The 21,686-nt window shown below is 67.7% G+C and carries 24 protein-coding genes, 1 other RNA gene and 1 pseudogene; 7 read left to right on the top strand and 19 right to left on the bottom strand.

What is annotated here, in order from left to right; all coding sequences use genetic code 11:
• Positions 1-8: 8 nt before the first annotated feature.
• The 17 genes and pseudogenes from ybgF to J2848_RS01470 all read right to left on the bottom strand — a co-directional run bounded on the left by ybgF (position 9) and on the right by J2848_RS01470 (position 12,048).
• Positions 9-875 carry a tol-pal system protein YbgF gene (gene ybgF / locus J2848_RS01550; protein WP_149230707.1) on the bottom strand — a complete coding sequence of 289 codons (867 nt, stop codon included), beginning with the start codon at positions 873-875 and terminating at the stop codon, positions 9-11.
• Between the two features lie 221 nt (positions 876-1,096).
• Positions 1,097-1,567, bottom strand: a complete 471-nt coding sequence (pal, locus tag J2848_RS01545) for a peptidoglycan-associated lipoprotein Pal (protein WP_045582361.1) — start codon at positions 1,565-1,567, stop codon at positions 1,097-1,099.
• 149 nt (positions 1,568-1,716) lie between these two features.
• Positions 1,717-3,069, bottom strand: a complete 1,353-nt coding sequence (gene tolB, locus J2848_RS01540) for a Tol-Pal system beta propeller repeat protein TolB (RefSeq protein WP_149230706.1) — start codon at positions 3,067-3,069, stop codon at positions 1,717-1,719.
• A gap of 2 nt (positions 3,070-3,071) precedes the next feature.
• Positions 3,072-4,244: a cell envelope integrity protein TolA gene (gene tolA / locus J2848_RS01535; RefSeq protein ID WP_149230705.1), complete on the bottom strand. Its 1,173-nt coding sequence runs from the start codon at positions 4,242-4,244 to the stop codon at positions 3,072-3,074.
• A 16-nt stretch (positions 4,245-4,260) separates the two neighbouring features.
• Positions 4,261-4,743: an ExbD/TolR family protein gene (locus J2848_RS01530; RefSeq protein ID WP_085088826.1), complete on the bottom strand. Its 483-nt coding sequence runs from the start codon at positions 4,741-4,743 to the stop codon at positions 4,261-4,263.
• Between the two features lie 3 nt (positions 4,744-4,746).
• Positions 4,747-5,481, bottom strand: a complete 735-nt coding sequence (gene tolQ, locus J2848_RS01525; protein WP_149230704.1) for a protein TolQ — start codon at positions 5,479-5,481, stop codon at positions 4,747-4,749.
• Positions 5,482-5,556: 75 nt separating this feature from the next.
• Positions 5,557-6,039, bottom strand: a complete 483-nt coding sequence (ybgC, locus tag J2848_RS01520; protein WP_170306997.1) for a tol-pal system-associated acyl-CoA thioesterase — start codon at positions 6,037-6,039, stop codon at positions 5,557-5,559.
• Positions 6,032-7,105: a Holliday junction branch migration DNA helicase RuvB gene (gene ruvB / locus J2848_RS01515; protein WP_149230702.1), complete on the bottom strand. Its 1,074-nt coding sequence runs from the start codon at positions 7,103-7,105 to the stop codon at positions 6,032-6,034. Before ruvB ends, ybgC begins: the two co-directional genes overlap by 8 nt.
• Positions 7,102-7,728: a Holliday junction branch migration protein RuvA gene (ruvA, locus tag J2848_RS01510; RefSeq protein ID WP_149230701.1), complete on the bottom strand. Its 627-nt coding sequence runs from the start codon at positions 7,726-7,728 to the stop codon at positions 7,102-7,104. The genes ruvB and ruvA overlap by 4 nt, the downstream gene beginning before the upstream one ends.
• Positions 7,725-8,129 (bottom strand): endonuclease domain-containing protein, encoded by a 405-nt coding sequence (locus tag J2848_RS01505; RefSeq protein ID WP_281288554.1) that lies wholly within the window; start codon positions 8,127-8,129, stop codon positions 7,725-7,727. The genes ruvA and J2848_RS01505 overlap by 4 nt, the downstream gene beginning before the upstream one ends.
• Before the next feature lie 159 nt (positions 8,130-8,288).
• Positions 8,289-8,780, bottom strand: a pseudogene (ruvC, locus tag J2848_RS01500) (crossover junction endodeoxyribonuclease RuvC); the annotation flags it as partial.
• A gap of 90 nt (positions 8,781-8,870) precedes the next feature.
• Positions 8,871-9,623: a YebC/PmpR family DNA-binding transcriptional regulator gene (locus J2848_RS01495; protein WP_109154954.1), complete on the bottom strand. Its 753-nt coding sequence runs from the start codon at positions 9,621-9,623 to the stop codon at positions 8,871-8,873.
• Positions 9,624-9,809: 186 nt separating this feature from the next.
• Positions 9,810-10,634, bottom strand: coding sequence for a TIGR00282 family metallophosphoesterase (locus J2848_RS01490; RefSeq protein WP_149230700.1), 825 nt, complete (start codon positions 10,632-10,634; stop codon positions 9,810-9,812).
• Between the two features lie 81 nt (positions 10,635-10,715).
• Positions 10,716-11,300, bottom strand: coding sequence for a 5-formyltetrahydrofolate cyclo-ligase (locus J2848_RS01485; RefSeq protein ID WP_149230699.1), 585 nt, complete (start codon positions 11,298-11,300; stop codon positions 10,716-10,718).
• 32 nt (positions 11,301-11,332) lie between these two features.
• A non-coding RNA gene (gene ssrS / locus J2848_RS01480) (6S RNA) lies at positions 11,333-11,496 on the bottom strand.
• A 14-nt stretch (positions 11,497-11,510) separates the two neighbouring features.
• Positions 11,511-11,819, bottom strand: a complete 309-nt coding sequence (locus tag J2848_RS01475) for a cell division protein ZapA (protein ID WP_149230698.1) — start codon at positions 11,817-11,819, stop codon at positions 11,511-11,513.
• Between the two features lie 4 nt (positions 11,820-11,823).
• The gene (locus J2848_RS01470) at positions 11,824-12,048 is read right to left on the bottom strand and encodes a hypothetical protein (protein ID WP_149230697.1); all 225 of its coding nucleotides are present in this window, start codon (positions 12,046-12,048) and stop codon (positions 11,824-11,826) included.
• Between the two features lie 399 nt (positions 12,049-12,447).
• Between J2848_RS01470 and tkt the strand changes: the two genes are divergently transcribed.
• The gene (gene tkt / locus J2848_RS01465) at positions 12,448-14,442 is read left to right on the top strand and encodes a transketolase (RefSeq protein WP_149230696.1); all 1,995 of its coding nucleotides are present in this window, start codon (positions 12,448-12,450) and stop codon (positions 14,440-14,442) included.
• A 59-nt stretch (positions 14,443-14,501) separates the two neighbouring features.
• On the top strand, positions 14,502-15,509 hold the full coding sequence (gene gap / locus J2848_RS01460) for a type I glyceraldehyde-3-phosphate dehydrogenase (RefSeq protein WP_149230695.1): 1,008 nt from the start codon (positions 14,502-14,504) through the stop codon (positions 15,507-15,509).
• An 83-nt stretch (positions 15,510-15,592) separates the two neighbouring features.
• Here the strand turns inward: gap and J2848_RS01455 are convergent, their stop codons facing one another.
• Together J2848_RS01455 and J2848_RS01450 are read right to left on the bottom strand one after the other, a co-directional pair.
• Positions 15,593-17,281 (bottom strand): methyl-accepting chemotaxis protein, encoded by a 1,689-nt coding sequence (locus J2848_RS01455; protein WP_149230694.1) that lies wholly within the window; start codon positions 17,279-17,281, stop codon positions 15,593-15,595.
• Positions 17,282-17,442: 161 nt separating this feature from the next.
• The gene (locus J2848_RS01450) at positions 17,443-17,787 is read right to left on the bottom strand and encodes a type II toxin-antitoxin system HicB family antitoxin (RefSeq protein ID WP_149230693.1); all 345 of its coding nucleotides are present in this window, start codon (positions 17,785-17,787) and stop codon (positions 17,443-17,445) included.
• A 194-nt stretch (positions 17,788-17,981) separates the two neighbouring features.
• Between J2848_RS01450 and J2848_RS01445 the strand changes: the two genes are divergently transcribed.
• The 5 genes from J2848_RS01445 to J2848_RS01425 all read left to right on the top strand — a co-directional run bounded on the left by J2848_RS01445 (position 17,982) and on the right by J2848_RS01425 (position 21,502).
• Positions 17,982-18,431 (top strand): hypothetical protein, encoded by a 450-nt coding sequence (locus J2848_RS01445; protein ID WP_149230692.1) that lies wholly within the window; start codon positions 17,982-17,984, stop codon positions 18,429-18,431.
• Between the two features lie 110 nt (positions 18,432-18,541).
• Positions 18,542-18,778, top strand: a complete 237-nt coding sequence (locus tag J2848_RS01440; RefSeq protein ID WP_246193761.1) for a hypothetical protein — start codon at positions 18,542-18,544, stop codon at positions 18,776-18,778.
• 167 nt (positions 18,779-18,945) lie between these two features.
• Complete coding sequence (locus tag J2848_RS01435) at positions 18,946-19,875, top strand: class I fructose-bisphosphate aldolase (RefSeq protein WP_109444211.1); 930 nt, start codon at positions 18,946-18,948, stop codon at positions 19,873-19,875.
• A gap of 3 nt (positions 19,876-19,878) precedes the next feature.
• On the top strand, positions 19,879-20,550 hold the full coding sequence (gene thiE / locus J2848_RS01430; protein WP_149230690.1) for a thiamine phosphate synthase: 672 nt from the start codon (positions 19,879-19,881) through the stop codon (positions 20,548-20,550).
• A 145-nt stretch (positions 20,551-20,695) separates the two neighbouring features.
• Positions 20,696-21,502: a TSUP family transporter gene (locus J2848_RS01425; protein WP_149230689.1), complete on the top strand. Its 807-nt coding sequence runs from the start codon at positions 20,696-20,698 to the stop codon at positions 21,500-21,502.
• Positions 21,503-21,686 lie beyond the last annotated feature (184 nt).

Below are 21,686 nucleotides of genomic sequence, written 5' to 3'. Positions count from 1 at the left end.
GCCCCCCATCAGGCCGGACAATTGATGCGCTTGCGCTCCGTATCGGCGCGGCGCTTCACGCTGGCTGAGGCTTCGGGGAACTTGGTCAGCAGCTGGCCGAAGGCAGTGCAGGCGTCCGACTTCTTGTTCATCTGCTGCAAGGTCATGCCCAGCTTCAGCAGGCTGTCGGCCGCCTTGGGGTTGGTGCGGTACTTGGACAGCACCTCGGCGAAGGCCTGGGCCGCTTCCGGGAACTTGTTGCGGACGTAATAGCTCTCGCCCAGCCAATATTGCGCGTTGCCGGCATAGGCGTGCGACTTGTTCTTGGCGATGAAGTCCTGCAACGCCTTCTCCGCCCGGTCATAGTCGGAGTTGCGCAGCAGTTCGAACGCCTGCTCATACTGCTTTTCCGGCGACAGGCCGGCGGTGGAGGGCGGGTTGGCCGAAGCGGTCTGCGCCGGCTTGTCGGCCTTCTTCTCGTCGGAGGCCGCAGCCTTCGACGGCTTGCTCGGCGCGGCATCGGACATGGCGCCGCCCATCGCGCCGCCGGTCGCCCCACCGCCCTTCTCCAGCTCCTTCAGGCGGAAATCGACGTCGGCATTCACCTTCTCCAGGCGCTCGCGCAATTGCGTGACCTGATAGGTCGATTCCTCGTACTTGCCGGTCAGATCCTGGATGGTGCGTTCGAGGTTCTGCAGGCGGATCTCGAAATCGGCGGCGACGGAGGGCGACAGCTGCGCCACCTCCACCGGACCGCCCAACGCCGCGACCTGGGTTTCCAGCGATTGCAACCGCTCGATCTGCCCCTTGGACTGGGCCAGGGCGGAGCCCGGGACGGGGTTTGCCGCGAGCATGCCACCCAGCAGCAGGGCGGCGACGGGACGGATGTTGGTCATGCGCGTGGGATCCTGAGGAGATCTGATGCCGGGGGAGCACCCACGGCGACCATGGCGAACGAAAAAGGCGACGCGATGGCCGCTGTTTAGCAGAACTTGCGCGTCGGCGCAAAGAACCGACCTTACCGGACGTTGCCGCCCGCCAAAAAGAAAGGGCGCCGCCCCCGGTTGCCCGGCGGCGGCGCCCTTCCCTGTTCCCCGTCAGGCGGGGACCGGCGTCATTAGTTGACGACGGTCACGCCACGGCGGTTCTGCGACCAGGCGGCCTCGTTCGAACCAACCACGGCCGGACGCTCCTTGCCGTAGGAGACGACGTTGACGCGGTTGGCCGGGATGCCCTTGGCAGCCAGGTAGTTCTTCACCGAGTTGGCGCGGCGCTCACCCAGGGCGAGGTTGTACTCGCGGGTGCCGCGCTCGTCGGCATGGCCCTCGACGGTGACGGTGACCGAGCCGTAGGTCTGCAGCCACTTGGCCTGACGGTCGAGGGTGGCGCGAGCCTCCGGCGACAGGTCGAAGCGGTCGAGACCGAAGAAGACGCGGTCGCCGACGTTGACGACGAAATCTTCCGCCGAGCCCGGACGGACCGACGACTGCTGGGCACCGGTGTTGGCGCCGTTGGCGGCGTCGTTCGGAGTGGATTCGCAAGCGGCGAGCAGAGCGACCGCGGCGAGAGCGAGGAACTTCATGCGCATGTTCAGGGACCCCTTGAACGAAACTTGTTGGATGGTCGAACATTGTCTGCGCGGGAGCCGCTTCTTTCCGCCAATCCCCGACGAAAAGACGACGTCCGACCTTTGTCTTGAGCATTGCTCCCGCGTGGCCGCAAAATAGGGCTACTCCACTAGGGAATCAAGGGCGACCACGCAGGATCCGACGCATCGACCGGGGTGCTCACGCGACGCTCGTTGGCGCCGGTGATGTCGATGCTGTACAGCTTCGCGTTGCGGCCACGGCCGTCACCCGACGGCAAGTCCTTGAAGAACATGATGACTCGGCCGTTCGGTGCCCAGGTCGGGCCTTCGACATGGAAGGCTTCGGTCAGGATTCGTTCCCCCGACCCATCCGGACGGATTACGCCCACTGCAAAGCTGCTACCACGTTGGCGCGTGAAGGCGATCAGGTCGCCGCGCGGCGACCACACCGGCGTACCGTAGCGGCCCTCGCCGAAGGTCAGCCGCTTCACGCCCGACCCGTCGGCACCCATGACGTAGAGCTGCTGCGTGCCGCCGCGGTCCGACTCGAAGACGATCCGCTGGCCGTCCGGCGAATAGCTGGGGGCGGTATCGATGCCCGGCGCGTCGGTCAACTGGGTCTGGCGGCGGGTGCGCAGGTCCAGCGTGTAGATGTCGGTGTTGCCGTTCTGGGCCATCGACATGATGACCTTGTTGCCGTCCGGCGAGAAGCGCGGGGCGAAGGTCATGCCGGGAAAGTCGCCCAGGACCTCCTGGCGGCCGGTGTCGATGTTGAACAGGTACACGCGCGGCTTCTTGTTGAAGTACGACATGTACGTGATTTCCTGCGACGTCGGCGAGAAGCGCGGCGTCAGGACCAGGGTCTGGCCGTCGGTCAGGAACTGATGGTTGGCGCTGTCCTGGTCCATGATGGCAAGCTGCTTCTTGCGCGCGTTCGCCGGGCCGGATTCGGCGACATAGACGATGCGCGTGTCGAAATAGCCGTCCTCGCCGGTCAGGCGCTTGTAGATGGCGTCGGCCACGATGTGGGCGATGCGGCGCCATTCCTGCGGCGAGGCGCTGTAGCTCAGCCCCTGCATGTACTGGCCGGCGGCGACGTCCCACAGACGGAAATCGACCTTCATGCGGCCGTCGCCACCCGTCGTGGTGTTGCCGGCGACCAGCGCCTGGGCGCCCAGCGCCTTCCAGTCCTGGTAGCGCGGCTCACCGCTGCGCAGTTGGTCGGGGGTCTGGAGGAAGCCGCGCGGGTCGAGCGGCTTGAACAGGCCGGACCGCTCCAGGTCGTCGGAGATGACCTTGGAGATGTCGGCGCCCATCTGCGCATCACGCCCGCCCGATCCGGCGAAACTGGTGATGGCGATGGGCAGCGGCTCGGACACGCCCCGCGTGATGTCGATGCGCAACTCGGCGCGCGCCTCCTGCGGAGCGGCAACGCCGAGGGAGAGGAGAAGCGCGCCGGTGGCCCCGGCCAGCTTCAACAGAAGCCTCGTCTTCGTCGTCATGGTCAGAACATGTCCCTCGGGTCGAAATTGAACACGATGAAGCGCCAATCTTCATAAGTCTGCGGCGTGAACTCGCTGGCAAGCAATTCCAGCGGGCTGGACCGCTTGACCGCGCGCACCGCCGCGTCGGCCGACGCCCGGAAGGCGGCATCCGACATGTAGCGCGACCGGTACTTGTCGTCGATCCAGGCGCGGACCACGCTGTGGTCGCGGCCGACCTCGACGTGGATCTCGATCTGCATCGAACCGGCGTCCTTGCGGCCGCTGTCGAAGTTCCAGTTCTTGCTCAACTGGCCGCGGATGGCGTCCAGCGCACGGCCCGACGGCTTGAACGGCTTGTCGGGGCCGTTCGTCGCCTTCGCGGCCCCCGCCGGAGCCGCGGATGCGGTCTTCTGGCTCGGCTTGGCGTCGCTGTTGGCGCTGGCCGAGGCCTTGCCGTCCGCCTTCGGGTTGTCCGACGGCTTGATCTTCCCGACGTTCGACAGCAGGTCGGACAGCGGGTCGGTCTTGGCCGACGGCTTCTCCGGCTGCTTGGCCGGAGTGTCCGCCTTCTTCGGCTCGGCCTTGGCGACCTCCTTCGGCTGCTCCTTCGCGGGCTCCGGCTTCTTCGGTTCCGCCTTGGGCGGTTCCGGTTTCGGCGGTTCCGGCTTGGGAGGCTCAGGCTTCTTCGGCTCCGGCTTCGGAGGCTCAGGCTTGGGCTCGTGCTTCGGCGGTTCCGGTTTTGGCGGTTCCGGCTTCGGCGGCTCGGGCGGCTTCGGAGTCGGCGACGGCGCCGGATCCGGGGGCGGAGGCGGCGGAGGAGGCGGCGGGGGCGTCGGAGCAGGCTTGGGCGGCGGCGTCGGCTCGCGCGGGGGCGGCGGCACCTGGGCGACCTTCGGCGGCTCCGGCGTCTTGGCAGGCGGCGGGGGCGGGGGCGGCGGTTCGTCCTCTTCGTCCGGCGGCTCGGGCGCCGGCGGGGCGGGCTTGGCCTCGGGCATCGGCGGACGCGCGGCGTTGGCCGGCTTCGGCTCGCCCTTCTCGACGCGGGCGGCCTGGGTGACCTCGCCGACGTCGACGATCTCGATCGGAATCGAGGAGGCGATTTCGAGCTTGCGATCGCTGGGCGGCATGCCGAGCACCATCAGCGCGACCAGCGCGACGTGCAGCACCGCCGAGGCGATCAGGGGCTTGCGCATGGGAGTTCCGCCCGCCTCAACGCGCCGGTTTGGGGGCGCCGACCCGCGCGCTGGACGCGGTCGGGCCGTTCGGCATCTCGGCGACCAGGCCGACCTTCTTGAAGCCGGCGGCGCTCATGGTGCCCATCACCTCCAGCATCTTGCCGTAGGCGATCTTGGCGTCGCCGCGGACCAGGATGCGGGCCTCGGGGTTGTTGTTGGTCACCGCGATCAGCAGCGGCACCATATTGGTCAGCTCGACCGGCGTCTCCTGGACGAAGACGCGGCCGTCGGTCTGCACCGTGACGAACAGCGGATCCTTCTGCTGCTCCAGCGGAGCGGCGTTGGTCTTGGGCAGGTCGACCGGCACGCCGACGGTCAGCATCGGGGCGGCGACCATGAAGACGATCAGCAGGACCAGCATGACGTCGATGAAGGGCGTCATGTTGATCTCGGCCATCGCGCGATAGCCCCGGCGCTTGCCGCGCCCGTGGGACTTGCCTGCGAGTTGTCCGGCCATGATTCAGGCGGCTCCCCGCTCCTCGAGGTGGCGGGACAGAATCGCCGAGAACTCGCCCGAGAAGGTGTCCAGCCGGTCGGCGTAGCGGCCGAGGTCGGTGGAGAACTTGTTGTAGGAGAGCACGGCCGGGATGGCGGCCAGCAGGCCCATGGCGGTGGCGAACAGCGCCTCGGCGATGCCCGGCGCCACCACGGCGAGGCTGGTGTTGCCCGATCCGGCGATCGAGGTGAAGGAGTTCATGATGCCCCACACCGTGCCGAACAGGCCGATGAAGGGGGCCGTCGAGCCGACCGAGGCCAGGAAGGTCATGTAGCGTTCGGCCCGCGCCATCTCGCGGCCGATGGTCACCGCCATCACCCGCTCCACCCGCTGCTGCAGCGAGCTTTTCATGGTGCCGCCGATGCCGCGGTCGGCGGCGTGGCGCCACTCGCGCATGCCGGCGGAGAAGGTCGCGGCCATCGGATCGGCCGGGGTCTGGCCGATGCGGTCGTACAGCGCGTCGAGCGACCCGCCGGACCAGAAGGCCTCCTCGAAGGCATCGGCCTGGGCGTTCAGACGGCGGATGCGCATCAGCTTCTCGATGATGATCGCCCAGCACCAGATCGAGGCGACGACGAGCATCAACATCACGATCTTGACGACCGCGTCGGCCTGCCAGAACAGGCCGAGGATCGTGATCTCATGTGCCGTCGTGGCGGCGGCATTGCCGGCCAGCTGGGCGGTTTGCAGGGCGTCCATCGCAGTCAGTCTCGCGTTTGCGCTGTTGGCACGGGGAGTGGAGGGAAAAACGGTCGATAGGGTCAGGGAGGCGGATCAGGCAGGCGTCGAGGAGCTTTGCTTTGCATGCAGCGTCTCCATCGCCGCTTTCACCGGTTCGGGAAGGCGCACGGCCCGCCCGGTCCGGTTTATCGTCACCAGTTGCAGGTCGGCGCGCGCCAGCACGCGACCGTCGCGGCGGATGACTTGTGCAACTGCGAAGGAGGCACCGCGGATATCGACGATTCGGGTTTCCACTTCAAGCGTGTCCTCCAGCTTGGCAGGGGCGTCAAAATCGATGGTCAGGCGCCGTACCGCAAATGACACACCTGTGACATCGCCCGAGCCCTCCGCCATCGCCTTCTGACGGAAGCCCATCAGGTACAGCATCTCCGTCCGCGCCCGCTCGGCGAACCGCAGGTAGTTGGCGTGATAGACGATGCCGCCGGCGTCGGTATCCTCGTAATAGACCCGCAGCGGATAACGGTGCGTGCCGTCCTCCGCAAACCGGCCGGAGAGGGAGGACATCGCCTCACTCATCGCCATCCCCGTCCGTCGGATCCGGAACCCGGTCCAGCAGATCGAGCTGCCGGAGCGGCGCGTTCGGCGGGTTGAGGCCGAGATAACGGAAGCCCTGGTCGGTCAGCATGCGCCCGCGCGGCGTGCGTTGCAGGAAGCCCTGCTGGATCAGGTAGGGTTCGACCACCTCCTCCAGCACGTCGCGCTGCTCGCCCAGCGCGGCCCCCAGCGTCTCGACGCCGACCGGCCCGCCGCTGTAATTGTTGGCGACCAGTCCCAGATAGCGGCGGTCCATGCTGTCGAGTCCCAGCCGGTCGACCTCCAGCCGGGTCAGCGCGGCATCGGCGACGCGCTTGTCGACTTCCTCGACGCCAGCCACTGCGGCGAAATCACGCACCCGGCGCAGCAGCCGCCCCGACACGCGCGGCGTACCGCGCGACCGGTTGGCGATCTCGCGGGCACCCTCCGGCGTGATGCCCATGCCGAGCACGCCGGCGGCGCGGCGCACGATCAGCTCCAGCTCGTCCGGCTCATAGAATTGCAGGCGCACGGGAATGCCGAAGCGTTCGCGCAAGGGGCGCGTGATCAGGCCGCTGCGCGTCGTGGCGCCGACGAGGGTGAAGGGCGGCAAATCGATCCGGATGGACCGCGCCGACGGGCCTTCGCCGATGATGAGGTCGAGCTGGAAATCCTCCATGGCGGGATAGAGCACCTCTTCCACGGCGGGATTAAGGCGATGAATCTCGTCGATGAAGAGGACGTCGTGCGGCTGGAGGTTGGTCAGCAGCGCCGCCAGATCGCCGGCCCGCGCGATGACCGGCCCCGAGGTGGCGCGGAAGCCGACGCCCAGCTCGCGGGCGACGATCTGCGCCAGCGTGGTCTTGCCCAGGCCGGGCGGGCCGAACAGCAGCACATGATCCAGCGCCTCGTTGCGGGAGCGGGCGGCCTGGATGAAGATCGACAGGTTCTCGCGCGCCTGCCGCTGGCCGATGAACTCGGCGAGCGACAGCGGACGGATCGACGCCTCGGCCGAATCGCCGTGGCCCTGGCCCGGCTGGACCAGACGGTCGCTATTGGGGTCGCTCATTGGCTCAGTTCCTTGAGGCCCTGGCGGATCAGATCGGAAACGCCGGCGTCATCGCCCAGCACCCGCCCGGCGGCGACGACCGCGCCGAAGGCCTCCGACCGGCCATAGCCGAGATTGACCAGCGCCGACACCGCATCGGCCAGCGCCGGGCTGGCGCCCGGAACGGCGGTGGGGGCGCCCTTGCCGGCCGGCGCGCCGACGGTCGCCGCCGGGCCGAGCGCCAGATTGCCGACCTTGTCCTTCAGTTCGTTGAGGATGCGCGCCGCCACCTTCGGCCCGACGCCGTCCGCTCGCACCAGGGCGGTCTTGTCCTGCGAGGCGATGGCGCGGGTCAGCTGGTCGGGGTCGAGCACGCCCAGGATCGATAGCGCCAGCCGGGCGCCGACGCCCTGGATGGTGGTCAGCAGCTTGAACCACTCCCGGTCCGCCTGATCGCCGAAGCCGTGCAGGACGATGCGTTCCTCGCGGATGAAGGTCTCCACCACCAGCGAGACCCGCTCCCCCACCGCCATGCGCGACAGCGTGCGGTTGGAACAGGACAGCAGGTAACCGACACCGTTCACGTCGAGCACGACCCAGTCGGTGCCGGTGGAATCGACGATGCCGGTCAGCTTGGCGATCATGGGAACTCCCGGCCCGAGGGCTGGCTGCGAAGAATGGAGGTCTCTTCGAGACGCGCGCGGATGGTCTCCAGCACGCCGTCAAGATTGTCGATCACGTCGGTGTTCCAGAAGCGCAGGATGCGGAAGCCCGCCTGCTCCAGCATGCGCGCCCGCCGTTCATCATGGGCGGCGCGCTGCTCGGCATGCTGGCCGCCGTCCAGTTCGATGATCAGGCGGTGGTCATGAGCGACGAAGTCGGCGACGAAGCCGAGGATCGGCTCTTGCCGCCTAAATTTCGCGCCGAGCTGGGCATTGCGCAGCTTCTGCCAGACGATCTTTTCCACGTCCGTGGCGTTCATCCGCAGGTCTCGCGCGCGCCCGGTTATGTAGTCAGTGGGCTTCGCTTGCGCAACCCGCGCCATTTCCCCCGCTCTTCCAAGGGGCCTATCCCCCTCTCCCCCCCGGGGAGAGGGTCGGGGTGAGGGGGAAGCGCTACGTGGAGTCTTGGTGAAGGAACGCTGTGCGTCCCCCTCACCCTCCCCTCTCCCCGGGGGGGAGAGGGTTTGCTTCCCCGTGGTGTCGCCTCCCCGCCGCCACATCGTCCAGCTGGCACGGTGATGCGCGTGGCAGATCGCCACGGCCAGCGCGTCGGCGGCATCCGGCGAGCCGATCTCGCAGCCGGGCAGCAGCAGGCGCACCATCGTCTGGACCTGCGCCTTCTCGGCGCGGCCCTGCCCGACGACCGCCTTCTTCACCATGTTGTTGGCGTATTCCGCCACCGCCAGCCCGGCCTGGGCCGGCACGAGCAGGGCCACGGCGCGGGCCTGCCCCAGCTTGAGCGTCGAGACCGCGTTGCTGTTGACGAAGGTCTCCTCCACCGCCGCCTCGTCGGGGCGGTAGCGCTCCACCACCGCCGACAGGGCATCGTGGAGTTGCAGCAGACGCTCGGCCAGCGGGCAGCGGTCGTCGGAATGCACCGCGCCGTCGGCGACGTGGCTCAGGCGGTTGCCCGCCACGTCGATGATGCCCCAGCCGGTGTGGCGCAGGCCGGGGTCGATCCCCAGCAGCCGCACCGGCGAAGGCACCGTCGCATCAGTCCGTCCGGCCCGTCCGGCGTGGGCAAACACGGCACCCGCACTCCGCTCGCAACGACCGCGTTCAGCTTACGCGGTCAGCTTCTGCATCAGCTCGTCGGAGATGTCGAAGTTGCCTTCGACCACCTGGACGTCGTCATTGTCCTCCAGCACGTCCAGCAGCTTCAGCAGGCTGGCCGCGGCATCCTCGCTCGGCGCGACGGTGTTCAGCGGACGCCAGGTCAGCCGCGCGCTCTCCGCACCGCCGAACTTGGCCTCCAGCGCATCGCGCACGGCGCCGAAATTCTCGACGGTCGTGGTGACCTCATGGCCGTTCTCGTCGGATTCGACATTGTCGGCACCGGCCTCCAACGCCACCTCGAACACGGCGTCGGCATCCGCCGCGGCGGCCGGGTAATAGATCGCGCCGATGCGGCTGAACATGAAGCTGACCGAGTTGGTCTCGCCCAGGCTGCCGCCATACTTGGTGAAGCTGGAGCGCACTTCCGCAGCGGTGCGGTTGCGGTTGTCGGTCAGCGCCTCGACGATCAGCGCGACGCCGCCGGGGCCGTAGCCCTCGTACCGCACCTCTTCATAGTTCGCGTCGTCGCCGCCGCCGGGCGTGCCCTGCTTGATGGCGCGGTCGATGCGGTCGCGCGGCATGTTCTGCGCGCGTCCGGCCAGGATGGCGGCGCGCAGGCGCGGGTTGGCCGCCGGGTCAGGCAGGCCGCTCTTGGCGGCGACGGTGATCTCGCGGGCGAGCTTGTTGAAGATCTTGGACCGCTTGGCGTCCTGCGCGCCTTTGCGGTGCATGATGTTCTTGAACTGGGAATGACCGGCCATGGGTCGAACGAGCCTCGAAACGGAAGATGGTCAATCGGGCGGGGTGAGCGCACGACACATGTAACAGGTCTGCCGCCCCACCGCACCTTTTCGGCGCGGGAGACGACACCCACGGGATTAGAAAGTCAATATGGCGAGATTGCGGCGCGGCCGGGGTCGAGCTGTGCCCCCGATCTTGTGACCGCCCTACTGCATCCGTTCCGGCAAGGTCTGGCTCAGCCGCCCACCGATGCGCAACGGTTCGATGCGGACCGCCAGCCCGGTGCGGTCGTCGGTTTCGACATAGCAGCCGCAGACGGTGCCCTCGCCTTCCGCCGGCGACAGCCGCTCGGTCGGCAGCTTGCGCACCATCTTGGCCAGCGCCACCTCCTTCTTCATGCCGATGGCGCTGTCGTAATCGCCGCACATGCCGGCGTCCGACTGGTACGCTGTCCCCTTCGGCAGGACCATGTGGTCGGCGGTCGGCACATGGCTGTGGGTGCCCACCACCAGCGAGGCGCGACCGTCGCAGAAATGGCCCATGATCATCTTCTCACTGGTCGCCTCACCATGCATGTCGACCAGAACGGCATCGACGCCTCCCGGCCCGAGGCGATGCGCCTTCAGCACCCGGTCGACCGCGGCGAACGGATCGTCCATCGGCTCCATGAACAGGCGAAGCAGCACGTTGACGACCAGAACCTTGCGCCCTCCACGCGCCTGCAACAGGACGAAACCACGGCCGGGGGTGCCCTCCGGGTAGTTCAGCGGGCGGATGATGCGCGGCTGCTGTTCGATGGTCGAAACCAGTTCCTTCTGATCCCAGGTGTGGTTGCCCAGCGTCACCACATCGATGCCAGCCTCGAAGAACTCCTCGGCGATCTTGACCGTGACGCCATAGCCGCCGGCGGAATTCTCGCCATTCACCACGGTCAGGTCGGGGTCCAGCTTCTCGCGCAGCATCGGCATGTGCGCCAGCACCGCCTCGCGCCCGGCCCGGCCCACCACATCGCCGAAGAACAGAATCCGCATCGCCCCAACCTTCCCGATAAGATCGGATCGCGTAAAATCGGCATCGATTTGAAGCGTTAATCCGATCGTCAAACACAAAGCTCACTTACGAATGCGGAGCGTCTCGCGCTCCGTCACGATCCAGTCCAGCCGCTCGTCATGGCCGTCCACCGGCACCGCCGGTATCTCCTGCACGGCGAAGGCCACGCCTACCGCAACCACGGCACCACTGTCGCGCAAGGCGTCCAGCGTCCGATCGTAATAGCCGGCGCCATAGCCCAGCCGGTGGCCGGAGCGGTCGAAGGCCAGCAACGGCACCAGCAGCAGCGACGGCAGCAGGACCGCGCGGCCCTCCGGCGGCTCCTGGATGCCGTAGCGGCCGGCCGCCATCGGCGCCTGCGGGTCCCAGTCACGGAACACCAGCGCCGTGCCGCGCGGCCCCGACACCGGCAGACCGACCGGATGACCAAGCTGTTTAAGATGGAGCAAAGCTGGCCGCGCGTCGAGTTCCGAGCCGAGCGGCCAATATCCCCCGGCGGCACCACGCGGCAGGTGGCCGTCGCGCGCCAGTTCGGCGATGCGGTCGCGCACGGCGGCCGATGCGGTGGGGCGGTCGGAGTCGGCGATGGCGTCGCGCCGGACGCGCGCCTCGCGTCGGGCGGCGTCCTTGCCTTGCGGATCGGTCATCGCGGACTGCATGCGGGGGAAAGAAAAGGGTGGAAGGTGCCGCCTCGGCCGGTGGCCATGTGCCTATCCTCCATGGCCTGCATGAGCAGGTGGGCGCCGTGTACCCGGCCCGATGGGCCGGACAGGGACAGCTCCCTAGAGATCAAGGTTATCGGCCCTGGGGATTATTGCAGCCTGTCGAACCAGGCAGCGGTCCTTCCGTGTACCAATCTAGGCGCGCTCGAGCCGCGCGGCAACCTCTTCGATGCGTTTTGCGACACGATCGAGTTCACCGACCACCGCGCCCTCGTCCACCGAGGGGGCGATGCCCTTGCCGGCCATCACGTCCTGCAGCTCGTCGGCCAGCACCAGACAGGTCATCAGCATCATCTGCGCCTCCGACCCGCTGCGCCCGCCGCCGGTCAGCCGGCGCAGCCGGTCATCGACGTAAGCCGCCAGCTCCCGCAGCCGCGACTCCTGCCCGTCCTCGCACAGCATGCGATAGAAGCGGCCGTTCACCTCGATATCGACCTGGGCCATGGCGTCAGCTCTCCAGCACTTGTTGCAGTCGGGCGATGGCGACCTCCAGCCGCTGCGACACCGCCTCGGCGGTGGCCTGGGCTGTCGCCCGGTCCGCCCGCGCGGTTTCCAGGGCCTGCGACAAGTCCTGCTCGCGCCGGACCACCCGTTCGTCACGGGCGATCGCGGCATGTTCCAGCCGGTCCACGGCACGGCCGAGACGGTCGAGAGCGGCTTTCAGGGAATCCATGGACGTCTACCTCGACCTGTGGGCACGTCATGTTCACCGGGCATCGGTCCCGCCCCGGCTGTCCGCCAAGCCAAGCCGCTGCCGTTCCAAGCGTCTAGAGTTGGGCCGGTACGCCGACCTCGTCAACCACAACGACGGACTCTTCCACTGATTGACCATACGGAAGACAGGGGCGTGACGGAAGGCCGCAGCGAACACGCCAGTCCGGTGGCGGTCTCGAGCGGGATGCATCCCACACGGAAGAGGGGCCACTGCCATACCATTTCCTACCCCATTCCCATGTTGACCTGCGGACAGCGGTTCTGCATGGTGCGCCCGTTTCGCGGCGCCTTATTAAGGTGACCGCGCAACGATCGTTGCCGACGCCGCAACCGCGCCCGACTCCGCAGGAAACGCCAGATGCCCGCTGACTCCGCCCAGCCCTCCCTCCACACGATGGCCAGCGCGATCCGCGCGCTCTCCATGGACGCGGTCGAGGCCGCGAAGTCCGGCCACCCCGGCATGCCGATGGGCATGGCCGACGTCGCCACGGTGCTGTTCACCCAGTTCCTGAAGTTCGATCCGAAGAACCCGAGCTGGCCCGACCGCGACCGCTTCGTGCTGTCGGCCGGCCATGGCTCGATGCTGCTCTACTCGCTGGCCTACCTGACCGGCTACGAGCGCATGACCATCGACGAGATCAAGCGCTTCCGCCAACTGCACAGCCTGACCCCCGGCCACCCGGAAGTCGACCCCAGCCTGGGCATCGAGATGACCACCGGCCCGCTCGGCCAGGGCGTCTCCACCGCGGTCGGCATGGCGCTGGCGGAGCGGATCACCAACGCCCGCTTCGGCGATGAGCTGATCGACCACTACACCTACGTCATTGCCTCTGACGGCGACCTGATGGAGGGCGTCAGCCACGAGGCCTGCTCGCTGGCCGGCCATCTCGGGCTGAACCGCCTGATCGTGCTGTGGGACGACAACCACATCTCCATCGACGGCACGACCGACCTAAGCTTCACCGACGACACCCAGGCGCGTTTCCGCTCCTACGGCTGGAACACCATCGCCGTCGACGGCCACGACACCGACGCCGTGTCGAAAGCCATCGCCCAGGCCCGCACCTCCACCGACAAGCCGACGCTGATCGCCTGCCGCACCATCATCGGCAAGGGTGCCCCGAACAAGGCCAACAGCCACGCCTGCCACGGCTCGCCGCTGGGCGCCGACGAGATCGCCGCGACCCGGACCGCCATCGGCTGGACCCATGAGCCCTTCGTCGTTCCCGACGAGGTGCTGTCCGCCTGGCGCGCCGCCGGGACCCGCAGCGTCGACGCCTACTCCGCCTGGAGCAGCCGCCGCGCCACCCTGAGCGCCGAGGCCGGCAGGGCTTTCGACGAGGCGTTCAGCCACGGCGTGCCCTCCGCGCTGACCGACACCATCGTCGCCTTCAAGCAGAAGATCAGCGCCGAGAAGCCGAGCTGGGCGACCCGCGTCGCCTCCGGCAACACGCTGGAGGTGCTGGTCCCGGCGATCCCGGAGATGGTCGGCGGCTCCGCCGACCTGACCCCGTCGAACAACACCAAGGTCAAGAACACCGCCGACGTGAAGGGCAAGGGCGAGTTCGCCGGCCGTTACGTCCGCTACGGCGTGCGCGAGCACGGCATGGCGACGCTGATGAACGGCATGACGCTGCATGGCGGCATCATCCCCTACGGCGGCACCTTCATGCAGTTCGCCGACTATTGCCGTCCGGCCATCCGTCTGGCCGCGCTGATGAAGCAGCGCACCGTGTTCGTGATGACCCACGACTCGATCGGCCTCGGCGAAGACGGCCCGACCCACCAGCCGGTCGAGCATCTGGCGGCCCTGCGCGCCATCCCCAACCTGCTGGTGCTGCGCCCGGCCGACGCGGTCGAGACCGCCGAATGCTGGCAGATCGCGCTGGAGGCCACCGGCAGCCCGTCGGTGCTGGCGCTGACTCGCCAGAACGTGCCGACGCTGCGCACCGAGCACACCGCGGAGAACCTGTCGGCCCGCGGCGCCTACGTCCTGGCCGAGGCCGAGGGCGCGCGCAAGGCGACCATCCTCGCCACCGGTTCGGAAGTGTCGCTGGCGATGGAAGCCCGCAAGGCCCTGCAGGCCCAGGGCATCGGCACCGCCGTTGTGTCTATGCCGAGTTGGGAACTGTTCGAGCGCCAGGACGACGCCTACAAGGCATCGGTGCTGGGCACCGGCGTGCGCGTCGGCGTCGAGGCGGCGATCCGTCTGGGCTGGGACCGCTGGCTGGGCGACAAGGGTGCCTTCGTCGGCATGGCCGGCTTCGGCGAATCCGCCCCCTACCAGGAACTGTACAAGCACTTCGGCATCACCGCCGAAGCGGTCGTGGACGCCGTTAAGGCGCGTCTCTGAGAGAAGCCGAAGGGGCGTCCAGCCTATTCCGGGCGCCCCATATCCAACTGGAGGAAGTCATGGCTGTACGGGTAGCGATCAACGGTTTTGGCCGCATCGGCCGTCTGGTTCTGCGCGCCATCTACGAGAGCGGCCGCAAGGACGTGGAGGTCGTGGCGATCAACGACCTCGCCGATCTGAAGGCCAACGCGCACCTGCTGAAGTACGACAGCGTCCACGGCCGCTTCCCCGGCACCATCGAGACGGGTGACGGCGTCCTGATCGTCAACGGCCACTCCATCAAGGTCGTGCAGGAACGTGACCCGGCCAAGCTGCCGTGGAAGGATCTCGGCGTCGAGATCGCCATGGAATGCTCGGGCATCTTCACCAAGCGCGCCGACGCCGCCAAGCATCTGGAAGCCGGTGCGCAGAAGGTGCTGATCTCGGCTCCGGCCACCGACGAGGACATCACCGTCGTCTACGGCGTCAACCACGACAAGCTGACCGCCGAGCACAAGATCGTTTCCAACGCCTCCTGCACCACCAACTGCCTGGCCCCGGTCGCCTTCGTGCTGAACAACCTCGTCGGCATCGAGAAGGGCTTCATGACCACGATCCACTCCTACACGGGTGACCAGCGGATCGTCGACACCAACCACAAGGACCTGCACCGCGCCCGCGCGGCGGCCCTGAACATGATCCCGACCTCGACCGGTGCGGCCAAGGCCGTCGGCAAGGTCCTGCCGGAGCTGAAGGGCAAGCTGGACGGCACCGCCATGCGCGTTCCGACCCCGAACGTGTCGGTCGTCGACTTCAAGTTCACCGCCAAGCGCGCCACTTCGGTCGAGGAGATCACCAAGGCGATCTCCGACGCCGCCAACGGCGCCCTGAAGGGCGTGCTGGCCGCCTACACCGAGGATCTGGTGTCGACCGACTTCAACCATGATCCGCACAGCTCGATCTTCGCGCTGAACGAGACCAAGGTCATCGACGGCAACTTCGTCCGCATCATGACCTGGTACGATAACGAGTGGGGCTTCTCCAACCGCATGAGCGACACCGCCGTCGCCATGGCAAACGCCAAGTAAGCTTCGCTTCGGCAGAAAAAGGGCGCCTTCCGCAAGGAAGGCGCCCTTTTCGTTTGGAGCGATCAGACGCTCAGATCAGACCCTCAGGCTGCCCGCACCGTCGCCAGGAAGTCGCCGACCTGCGCATTCAGCCCAGCCGCTTCACTGGTCAGCTTGCCGAGCGCCTCGACCAGTTCGCGGGCGGTGCGGCCGCTCTCGTCGGACGCCGCAGTGACGCCGGAGATGCTGGACGACACCTCGCCGGTGCCGGCGGAGGCCTGCTGGACCGAGCGGGTGATCTCCGCGGTGGCGGCGTTCTGCTGTTCGACGGCGGCGGAAATCGCCGTGGCAATGGCGCTCAGCCGCTCGATGACGGCCGCCACCTTCTGGATTTCCGTCACCGCCTGACCGGTCACCGTCTGGATGCCGCTCATCTGGCCGCCGATCTCGTCGGTCGCCTTGGCCGTCTGGTTCGCCAGCGCCTTCACCTCGCTGGCGACGACAGCAAAGCCCTTGCCGGCCTCCCCGGCGCGCGCCGCCTCAATGGTCGCGTTCAGCGCCAGCAGATTGGTTTGGCCGGCGATGGAGTTGATCAGCCCGACCACCGTGCCGATCCGATTCACCGCCTCGGCGAGGCTGCCGATGCGGCCGGTGGCCTCCTGCGCCATGCCGACCGCCTCGCCGGCGACACGGCTGGCTTCCGACACCTGCCGGCCGATCTCGACGATGGAGCTGGACAGCTGCTCCGACGCGGCGGCGACGGTCTGCACGTTTGCGGCGGTACCGTCGCTGGCGCTCGCCACGATGCCGGCCAGCTGGCTGGTCTGCTCGGCCGCGTGCGACATCGCCCGCACCTTCTGTCCCAGCGCGTCGGTGGTGGTGGAGACGGAGCGGATCATGCCGCCGACTGTCCCTTCGAAGCGTGCGGCCAGCCGGTCCATCGACTGCCGTTTTTCCGCCTCCGCCCGCCGGTTGGCTTCCGCCTGCTCCGCCTCGAGCCGGCGGCTGGTCTCGGCATTGACTCGGAACACCTGGACCGCGCGGCCCATGTCGCCCAATTCGTCGCCGCTCTCGGTCTCGGGGACAGTGGCGGACAGGTTGCCGTCGGCGAGTGCCCGCATCGCATCGGACAGGCGGCGGATGCGCCGGCTGATCGAGTTGCCGACCAGCGCGATCAACGCCACCACCGGCAGGGCCAACCCGCCGACGATGGCAGCCATGGTCCACATGTTGTGGGCGAAGCGGGCGCCCAGGTCGTCGATGTAGACACCGGTGCCGATGGCGAGTTGCCACGGCTCGAACATCTTCACGTAGCTCAGCTTCGGCAGCGGCACTTCCGTGTTCGGCTTGGGATACATGTACTCGACGAAGCCATCCCCCTTGGTCCGGGCGGTATCGACCAGTTCCCGCGAGAAGTAGACCCCGTTGGCATCCTTCTGGTCCCGCATGTCCTTGCCGATCGACTCTGGCCGGACCGGATGCACGACCGTCTGGTAGCTCATGTTGATGACGAACAGATAATCCTTGCCGTTGTAGAACATGGTGTTGAGGTTGGCCTTTAAGCGCTCGAACGCCTGCTCGCGCGTCAGGCGTCCAGCCTTGACCTCAGCCTCATATCCGGTAGCCAGTCCATGGGCGGTATGCACGACGGAGCGCAAGGTCTCCTTCCGCTCCTCCAGCATGTTGCGTTGGTCGAGCCAAAGGGCGGCGGCGGCAATCGCGATGGACACGGCGCCGGCCAGCGCCACGAGTGCCCACAGCTTCGCCCGCAAAGTCATCTTAGGTCCGCTCATGAGGCATCCCCCTAAATCGTTCGAGGGGCTTTGAGCAAGGACGATGCCAGTTATGGGTGTAGCACCAACGGAAGAGGTAAAACGTTTGGCGGAAAAACTGCTCGCCATTCTGCCAATCGGCTCACGCGACATACGCAATCAGCATCGCATTTTGCGAATCCTCACCCCGTCTTGACGTTGGCGACGCCGGCGGCGCGACCCAGACATTCGGCGATCCAGGCCGACACGCTCTTACCCTCCCGTGCGGCGCAATCGGCGACGGCGCGGTGCAGGATCGGGTTGATGCGGATGGCGAGCCGTCCGGAAAAGGGCTGTTCGCCGTCGCCCCCCATGTCGCAGGACAGGTCGAGGTAATCGTCCACCGCCCGCCGGAAAGACTCCCGCAACTCGTCCACAGAGCGACCGGAAAAGGTGATGCCGTCGTGAGTGTTGATCACCTCGCCGACAAAGACGCCCGCGTCGTTGTCGAAGTCGATCTGGGCCTTGTAACCCTTGTAATCCATCATCGCGGCATTCCCGGAGGAGGTATTCCAATGAAACGGGCACCGGCGCTCCGGCTTCCGCCCTCTGTGACTGACCATACTCCGGGACCGCGATCGCAGGGTTTGACCTGCCTCAATTCTCTCAACCGGTTGCGGGGTGGAGCCACACGGCGCGCCCGGCTACGATGCCCACCTCCGCCCCTCCGCCGACTCCGACCATGACCGCTCCGCCATCCGCCCTTCCGATTCCGGCCCGCCCCATCCTGATCCGCAGCCTCGCCGACGCACTGGCTGCGGCGCAGGCGGCCGAATCGGCCGGGGTGGACCTCGCCCTGATGGCGCCACCGGCGGCCGGCGCGCTGTGGCTGCTCGGCGTGCTGGAGCGGGTGCGCCGGTCCCACCCCGCACTCGACCTGACCGGCCTGCTCGATTGCGGCAACCGCGCGGGGGAGGCACAGGGCGCGCTGGCGGCCGGCGTGCCGGCCTTGCTGTTCACCGGCCACCCGGAGGCGGCGATCCGTCTGTCGGCCATCGCCAAAGCCCACGGCGCCACCCTGCTGACGGCCTGCCCGCCACGGCTGGACCTCGCCGCCGAAAGCCGGGGCGGCACCCATCCGGAACGGCTGGAGGCGCTATGCCGTGCTTGGTTGATACGGTCCGAAGGTTAGACCCGGACTACCGCTTTTTCGCACAGCCTCTCCGCGCAAAGGTGGTGTAACGTCACCTAAGGATATTTTTGTGACACGCTGCCCTCCCCCCGATGCCGGACGAGCCACCCATGAGCATCACCTCCCTCACCACGCCGGACCGGACGATCGCGCAATCTGACCGTCCGGGGCAGGCCACCGGCGGCCGCCACTCCGAACGGATGGGTCACAGACCGGCACCCGGGCCGGAGAAGATGCGCGGCCTGCGGCTGATCGCCGTCTGGGTCGGGCTGACCGCGGGGTCCTGGGCTGTTCTCGGCGGCGCCGGCTACGGGCTCTACACGCTGGTCGGTTCTCTTCTGCCCTAACCCTTTGGGATGGGGCGCGACCACCCGCCCGGGCCGTCCCCGGCCGCAGGCCCTAGGCCGTTCAGGCGTGGCAAATGGCCGCTTTATGCCCCTCCCGCCGTTGCAAAGCGGGCCGATCCGGGCTAAGACGGCGCCATTTCCAAGAATGCCCCAGGGGAAGAGCCACAATGAAGCTCACGCGCCGCGTCAAAGACATTCTCGCCAACTACGAGAGCGACAATCCCGGCACCAAGGCGAACCTCGCCCGCATCCTGATGGAAGGCAAGCTCGGCGGTACGGGCAAGCTGGTGATCCTGCCGGTCGACCAGGGCTTCGAGCATGGTCCGGCCCGCAGCTTCGGACCGAACGAGCCGGGCTATGACCCGCACTACCATTACCAGCTGGCCATCGACGCGGGCTGCAACGCCTACGCCGCTCCCCTGGGCTCGCTGGAAGCCGGCGCCGGCACCTTCGCCGGTTCGATCCCGCTGATCCTGAAGATGAACAGCGCCAACTCGCTGTCCACCCAGAAGGAAAACGCCGACCAGGCCGTCACCGCCTCGGTCCAGGACGCTCTGCGCCTCGGCTGCTCGGCCATCGGCTTCACCATCTATCCCGGCTCCGACTCCATGTACAACCAGTACGAGGAGTTCCGCGAGCTGTCGAAGGAAGCCAAGTCCTACGGCCTCGCCACCGTTCTGTGGTCCTACCCGCGCGGCGGCGCCGTCACCAAGGACGGTGAGCTGGCGATCGACGTGATCGGCTATGCCGCCCACATGGCCGCTCTGCTGGGCGCCCACATCATCAAGGTGAAGCTGCCGTCGGCCACGCTGGAGCAGCCGGAAGCCAAGAAGATCTACGAGTCGAAGAACATCCCGATCGCCACCCAGGCGGAGCGGGTGAAGCACATCATGCAGTGCACCTTCAACGGCCGCCGCATCGTGGTCTTCTCCGGCGGCGCCACCAAGGGCGAGGACGCGGTGTTCGAGGACGCCCGCGCCATCCGTGACGGCGGCGGCAACGGCTCGATCATCGGCCGCAACGCCTTCCAGCGCCCGCGCGAGGATGCCCTCAAGCTGCTCGACCGGATCATGAAGATCTACCAGGGCCGGGAGTAACACTTGGCCAAGGGAAAGCCGACGCAGGCGGAACCTGCCTGCCGACTGTACCTCGTGACGCCGCCGGCCCTGGAGCCGGCGGCGTTCGCGCCGCTTCTGGCGGAAGCGCTGGATGCGGGCGACGTCGCCTGCGTGCAGCTCCGCCTCAAGGACTGCCCCGAGGACGACATCCGCCGCGCCTGCGATGTCCTGCGACCGATCGCGCAGGAGCGTGACGTCGCCTTCATCCTGAACGACCATCCGCGCCTGGCGCGCGAGGCCGGCTGCGACGGCGTCCATGTCGGCCAGACCGATACCCCCTATCGCGACGCCCGCAAGATCCTCGGCAACGACGCCATCGTCGGCGTCACCTGCCACGACAGCCGCCATCTCGCCATGATCGCCGGCGAGGAGGGGGCGGACTATGTCGCGTTCGGCGCCTTCTTCCCCACCACCACCAAGACGGCCGAATACAAGGCAGAGCCGGAGCTGCTGAGCTGGTGGTCGGAGCTGATGGAGGTTCCCTGCGTCGCCATCGGCGGCATCACCGCCGAAAACTGCGCGCCGCTGGTCACCGCCGGCGCCGATTTCCTGGCCGTGGTCAATGCCGTCTGGGGCCACCCCCAGGGTCCGGGCGCCGGCGTCCGGGCGCTGAACGCTGCCATCGGGGCCGCCCTCGCCGGTTCGGCCGGCTGACAGCGAGAGACCGGCCGGACGTGGGTGTACCGGCCATGCTGAATCACAGCATGCAGGTTCCGGCGAATCATAGTATGCCGGCTCCGCCGATTTACGGATACGCCGGCTCCGCCGGCGGTACACCTACGCGGATTTCCCACAGATCATGGACCTTCTGACGCCCGAGTCGCTGGGCATCCTGTTCGCCGTCGGCCTGCTGGCCGGCTTCGTCGATTCGATCGCCGGCGGTGGCGGTCTGCTGACCATCCCGGCCCTGCTGGCCGCCGGCTTGTCCCCGGCCGAGGCGCTGGCAACTGGCAAATTGCAATCCAGCTTCGGGTCGCTGTCCGCCACCATCAAGTTCGTCCGCCGGGGCGAGGTGCATCCCGGCGCGATGCGCACCATGATTCTCTGCACCTTCGTCGGCGCCGGGGCCGGGGCGACGCTGGTGCAGATGCTCGACCCCAGCTTCCTGCGCGACGTCATCCCGATCCTGCTGATCGGTATCGCCCTTTATCTGCTGCTGTCGCCCAAGGCCGGTGATGTCGACGCCCATCAGCGCATCGGCGAGCACGCCTTCGCGCTGAGTGTCGGCACCGGCATCGGCTTCTATGACGGCTTCTTCGGACCGGGCACCGGCACCTTCTTCGCCATCGCCTTCGTTTCCCTGCTCGGCTACAACCTGCGCAAGGCGACCGCCCACACCAAGGTGCTGAATCTGACCAGCAACCTGGCGTCGCTGCTGTTCTTCATCGCCGGCGGCCATGTGCTGTGGACGGTCGGCCTCCTGATGGGTGTCGCACAGTATATCGGCGCCCAGGCCGGCGCCCATATGGTGATCCGCAACGGCGCCCGGGTCGTGCGCCCGATGCTGGTCGTTGCCTCCATCGTCATCACCGCCAAGCTGGTCTGGACCGACGAGCACAACATCCTGCGCGCGCTGTTCACCGCCGCAACCGCCTGGATCGCCTGACGGGCGGCGTTCGCCGCCCCTCCTCCCGCTTATCTCCTGCGACATTCTGCCACAGACCGCATCCCCGGCCGAAGCAACCCCTTCGGCCGGGGATGTGGTCTGTGCGCGCTCGCTTTCCTTCCTCCCGATTTGTAACAGGCTCCGCAAAGCTGTCCGTACGGCCAACAAAATGTGGCGGGCGCCC

This window comes from Azospirillum lipoferum, from assembly GCF_024170005.1.
GTDB lineage: Bacteria > Pseudomonadota > Alphaproteobacteria > Azospirillales > Azospirillaceae > Azospirillum > Azospirillum lipoferum.
This window is presented reverse-complemented; position numbering and strand designations above follow the sequence as displayed.

What these genes read in the sequence shown, in the direction of transcription:
- ybgF (WP_149230707.1), bottom strand. Translation starts at nt 875, where the DNA reads ATGACCAACATCCGTCCCGTCGCCGCCCTGCTGCTGGGTGGCATGCTC.
- pal (WP_045582361.1), bottom strand. Translation starts at nt 1,567, where the DNA reads ATGCGCATGAAGTTCCTCGCTCTCGCCGCGGTCGCTCTGCTCGCCGCT.
- tolB (WP_149230706.1), bottom strand. Translation starts at nt 3,069, where the DNA reads ATGACGACGAAGACGAGGCTTCTGTTGAAGCTGGCCGGGGCCACCGGC.
- tolA (WP_149230705.1), bottom strand. Translation starts at nt 4,244, where the DNA reads ATGCGCAAGCCCCTGATCGCCTCGGCGGTGCTGCACGTCGCGCTGGTC.
- J2848_RS01530 (WP_085088826.1), bottom strand. Translation starts at nt 4,743, where the DNA reads ATGGCCGGACAACTCGCAGGCAAGTCCCACGGGCGCGGCAAGCGCCGG.
- tolQ (WP_149230704.1), bottom strand. Translation starts at nt 5,481, where the DNA reads ATGGACGCCCTGCAAACCGCCCAGCTGGCCGGCAATGCCGCCGCCACG.
- ybgC (WP_170306997.1), bottom strand. Translation starts at nt 6,039, where the DNA reads ATGAGTGAGGCGATGTCCTCCCTCTCCGGCCGGTTTGCGGAGGACGGC.
- ruvB (WP_149230702.1), bottom strand. Translation starts at nt 7,105, where the DNA reads ATGAGCGACCCCAATAGCGACCGTCTGGTCCAGCCGGGCCAGGGCCAC.
- ruvA (WP_149230701.1), bottom strand. Translation starts at nt 7,728, where the DNA reads ATGATCGCCAAGCTGACCGGCATCGTCGATTCCACCGGCACCGACTGG.
- J2848_RS01505 (WP_281288554.1), bottom strand. Translation starts at nt 8,129, where the DNA reads ATGGCGCGGGTTGCGCAAGCGAAGCCCACTGACTACATAACCGGGCGC.
- J2848_RS01495 (WP_109154954.1), bottom strand. Translation starts at nt 9,623, where the DNA reads ATGGCCGGTCATTCCCAGTTCAAGAACATCATGCACCGCAAAGGCGCG.
- J2848_RS01490 (WP_149230700.1), bottom strand. Translation starts at nt 10,634, where the DNA reads ATGCGGATTCTGTTCTTCGGCGATGTGGTGGGCCGGGCCGGGCGCGAG.
- J2848_RS01485 (WP_149230699.1), bottom strand. Translation starts at nt 11,300, where the DNA reads ATGACCGATCCGCAAGGCAAGGACGCCGCCCGACGCGAGGCGCGCGTC.
- J2848_RS01475 (WP_149230698.1), bottom strand. Translation starts at nt 11,819, where the DNA reads ATGGCCCAGGTCGATATCGAGGTGAACGGCCGCTTCTATCGCATGCTG.
- J2848_RS01470 (WP_149230697.1), bottom strand. Translation starts at nt 12,048, where the DNA reads ATGGATTCCCTGAAAGCCGCTCTCGACCGTCTCGGCCGTGCCGTGGAC.
- tkt (WP_149230696.1), top strand. Translation starts at nt 12,448, where the DNA reads ATGCCCGCTGACTCCGCCCAGCCCTCCCTCCACACGATGGCCAGCGCG.
- gap (WP_149230695.1), top strand. Translation starts at nt 14,502, where the DNA reads ATGGCTGTACGGGTAGCGATCAACGGTTTTGGCCGCATCGGCCGTCTG.
- J2848_RS01455 (WP_149230694.1), bottom strand. Translation starts at nt 17,281, where the DNA reads ATGAGCGGACCTAAGATGACTTTGCGGGCGAAGCTGTGGGCACTCGTG.
- J2848_RS01450 (WP_149230693.1), bottom strand. Translation starts at nt 17,787, where the DNA reads ATGATGGATTACAAGGGTTACAAGGCCCAGATCGACTTCGACAACGAC.
- J2848_RS01445 (WP_149230692.1), top strand. Translation starts at nt 17,982, where the DNA reads ATGACCGCTCCGCCATCCGCCCTTCCGATTCCGGCCCGCCCCATCCTG.
- J2848_RS01440 (WP_246193761.1), top strand. Translation starts at nt 18,542, where the DNA reads ATGAGCATCACCTCCCTCACCACGCCGGACCGGACGATCGCGCAATCT.
- J2848_RS01435 (WP_109444211.1), top strand. Translation starts at nt 18,946, where the DNA reads ATGAAGCTCACGCGCCGCGTCAAAGACATTCTCGCCAACTACGAGAGC.
- J2848_RS01425 (WP_149230689.1), top strand. Translation starts at nt 20,696, where the DNA reads ATGGACCTTCTGACGCCCGAGTCGCTGGGCATCCTGTTCGCCGTCGGC.